The sequence below is a fragment of the Actinomadura sp. KC216 genome, assembly GCF_004348535.1.
In the GTDB taxonomy this organism is placed as follows: Bacteria; Actinomycetota; Actinomycetes; order Streptosporangiales; family Streptosporangiaceae; genus Spirillospora.
The window spans coordinates 1-3,135 of the sequence record NZ_SMJX01000536.1 but is presented as its reverse complement, the minus strand read 5'-3'; the positions used below and the strand labels follow the sequence as shown (position 1 = coordinate 3,135).

The following is a 3,135-nucleotide window of genomic DNA, read 5'->3' as shown; positions in this document are numbered from 1 at the left end:
TACCCGACGAGCAGCAGCGCCCCGCCCCAGGCGGGCAGCGTGTCCAGCCCGCCCGACCCGCCGAACGCCGACGTGGTCAGCGTGATCGCCCGCACCGCACCGGCGGGCAGCCACTGCCCGACCTCCGGCAGCGCGACGGTGACGATCCCCTCGACCAGCTGCACCCAGCCCACCGCCACGATGATCGCCGCGATCTGGTTCCGGATCAGCGCGCCCAGCCCCAGCCCGACCAGCGCGTACAGCGCCATCGCCAGGACGGTGCCGCCCAGGATCAGCGGGACGTCATGGTCCAGCAGCGAGGTCGAGCCGCCCTTGATCGCCAGCGCGGGCAGCGCCACCGCCACCGTGACCAGCACCGTCGCCAGCCCGAACCCGGCGCCGAACAGGAAGTAGGAGATCAGCTTGGCCGCCAGCACCCGGCCGCGGACGGGCGTCACCAGGAACGTCCCGCTGATCGTCTGGTGCCGGTACTCGGTGGTGATCCCCATGATGCCGAGGATCATCATGAACAGGACGCCGCCGCTCGCGCTGGCGTAGAACGCCCGGACGGTCGACGGGTCGGTGACGGGCGCGATCGCCATGTCCCCGTCCATCTCGACCCCGGCCAGCGCCACGTACACGGCGAGGCCCATCAGGCTGAAGCCCAGGCTCAGCGCCAGCATGCCGATCCACATCCGGGTGGAGCGGATCTTCAGCAGCTCCGCCCTGACCAGGTTGATCATGCCTGCCCGCCCTTCTCCGGCCCCGCCGCGCCGACCGCCGCCGCCGAGCCCGCGCCTCCCGCCGTCTCCGCGCCCGGGTCTCCCGCCGTCTCCGGGCCCGCGCCTGCGTTTGCCGGGTCCGCCCCCGCAGGCCGGGGTGGGCCGTCCAGTTCCGCCATCGTGAGCTCCAGGAAGATCTTCTCCAGTCCGGAGCGCTCCCGGGCGAGCTCGGTGAGCACCGCCCGCGTGTCCAGGGCCGCGCGCCCGACGTCCTCCGGTTCGAGCCCGGTCACCCACAGCCGGTCGTCCTCGCGCCGGACCCGCCCGCCCGCGTTCTCCAGGGCGACGGCCAGCTCCCCGGCCTGCTCCGTCCGGACCCGGAGCTCGCCGCCCGCGCCGACCAGCTCGGCCAGCGGCGCGTCCCGGACCAGCCTGCCCCGCGCGACGATCACGACGTGGTCGGCGGTCTGCTCGACCTCGGGGAGCACATGGCTGGAGACCAGGACGGTGCGGCCGTCCTCCGCCAGGTGCCGCAGCAGCGAGCGCAGCCAGTGCACGCCCGCCGGGTCGAGGCCGTTGGCGGGCTCGTCCAGGATGAGGACCCGCGGCTCGCCGAGGATGGCGGTGGCCAGCGCGAGCCGCTGCCGCATGCCGAGCGAGTAGCCGATCACCCTTCGGTCGGCGGCGCCGGTGAGCCCGGTCTGCTCCAGCACGGTGTCCACCCGCTGCTTGGGGAGCCCGGCGGCGGTGCAGGCGATCCGGAGATGGTCGCGGGCGCTGCGGCCGGGATGGAACCCCGTCGCCTCCAGCGCGGCACCGACCTCGGTGACCGGGCGGTCCAGCCCCGAATACGGGCGGCCGTTGACCAGGGCCCGTCCCGAGGTGGGCGTCACGAGCCCGAGCAGCATCCGCAGCGTCGTCGTTTTTCCGGCCCCGTTCGGCCCGAGAAATCCGGTGACCATGCCCGGACGGGCGGTGAAGCTCAGCCCGTCCACGGCACGAACCGGGCCGAAATGCTTGGTAAGGCCCTCAACCGAGATCATGCGGGCATTCTTCCAGCTCGCGGCCGGTACCCGTGCCCGGTCGGGCGCTACGCGGGGCGGGATTCGGCGGGCTGGAAGAGTTCGACGAGGTTGCCGGCGGGGTCGGTGAGCAGGATCTGCCGCCCGCCCGGGCCGCTGACGACGTCGCCGCTGAAGGCCAGCCCGGCGGCGCGGAGCCGGTCGATCTCGGCGTCGAGGTCGTCGACCATGAGATGGATGCGGTTGCGTCCGGGGACGGCGGGCTCGGGCGTGGCGCGGGCGCCGGAGCTGGCGGGCCCGGACAGCAGCAGCCGCAGCGGCCCCCGCACCACGTCGGCGAAGGCGGACCCGGCGCTGGTGCGCAGCGTGAAGCCCAGGTGCGTGGTGTAGAAGTCGGTGGCCGCCTGGACGTCGTCGACGAGGTAACGGACGCTGGCGAGCCGGTCAGGTGCGCTCATGGCGAGACCTCTCGTGGTGGATGGACGAGCTGAGGCAGCAGGTGGCGGACGCGGGTGTCGATGTCCGCCGCCGCCCGGACGAAGGCGGCGCGCCTCGCTGCGCGATCGGCACTTTCGGAAATGGCGGGATCGGGAATGCTCCAATGGACGCGCCGGGCGTGTTCGCCGAAGTCGGGACACACTTCGCGGACTTTGTCGCAAAGGCTGATCACGTAGTCGAACCGCCGTCCGGCCAGGGCGTCCAGATGCCGTGGACGGCGGTCGCCCACGTCGATGCCGTAGCGCTCGCGGAGGACCCGCACGGCGTCCGGGTGCAGCCGCTCCTTGGGGTGGCTGCCCGCGCTCGCCACCTCGACGCGGCCTCCGGTGCGGTGGTCGAGGAGCGCCTCGGCGATCGGCGAGCGGGCGCTGTTCCCGGTGCACGCGAACAGCACGGCCGGACGGCCCCCGGACGCGGGCGGCACGGCCGGGGCCGGAGCTGGGTCCAGTGCGAGGGCGGGGTGCAGGGCGGCCCCGGCCTCGGCCAGCGCGTGCGCGCAACGCTCCAGGTCAAGGTGGTAGTAGCTGTCCCGCGCGTCGAAGCTGCTGCGCCGCGCGACGACCAGCCCGCCGTCGCGCAGCAGGCGCAGATGGTAGGAGACCAGGTTCTGCGGTTCGCCGACCGCGTCCACCAGCTCGCGGACCCGGTGGTCGCCGGTGGCCAGCGCGCGCAGCAGCCGCCACCGCACCGGATGCGCGGCCAGCCGCACGAAGGCCGGGAGGACCCGATCCGTCGACTCCACGCCGCCCACGATACATCAATCCAGTTTGATGCATCTAGCCCAAGAGTATTCACACTGAAAATTTGGACCTGTGTAGAAGTGCTCCAGAAGCGCGGCACTGGTCTATTTTTAAGGAGCTTTGCGCATTACGCGGCAAAGGAGTCGTGCATGCCCACCCCACGCACCATTCCCT

Annotated in this window: 4 protein-coding genes; all 4 read right to left on the bottom strand. The window is 72.7% G+C overall.

Annotated elements, in window-relative coordinates; all coding sequences use genetic code 11:
* On the bottom strand, nt 1-722 hold a 722-nt coding region (locus E1264_RS41615; RefSeq protein ID WP_132182933.1), incomplete at its 3' end, for an ABC transporter permease.
* Nucleotides 719-1,744 (bottom strand): ATP-binding cassette domain-containing protein, encoded by a 1,026-nt coding sequence (locus E1264_RS41610; RefSeq protein ID WP_132182931.1) that lies wholly within the window; start codon nt 1,742-1,744, stop codon nt 719-721. The genes E1264_RS41615 and E1264_RS41610, both read right to left, overlap by 4 nt.
* Before the next feature lie 47 nt (nt 1,745-1,791).
* Entirely contained in the window at nt 1,792-2,181 is a 390-nt protein-coding gene (locus E1264_RS41605) for a VOC family protein (RefSeq protein WP_132182929.1), read from the bottom strand.
* On the bottom strand, nt 2,178-2,963 hold the full coding sequence (locus E1264_RS41600) for an ArsR family transcriptional regulator (protein ID WP_207936944.1): 786 nt from the start codon (nt 2,961-2,963) through the stop codon (nt 2,178-2,180). Before E1264_RS41600 ends, E1264_RS41605 begins: the two co-directional genes overlap by 4 nt.
* Between the last annotated feature and the right edge of the window lie 172 nt (nt 2,964-3,135).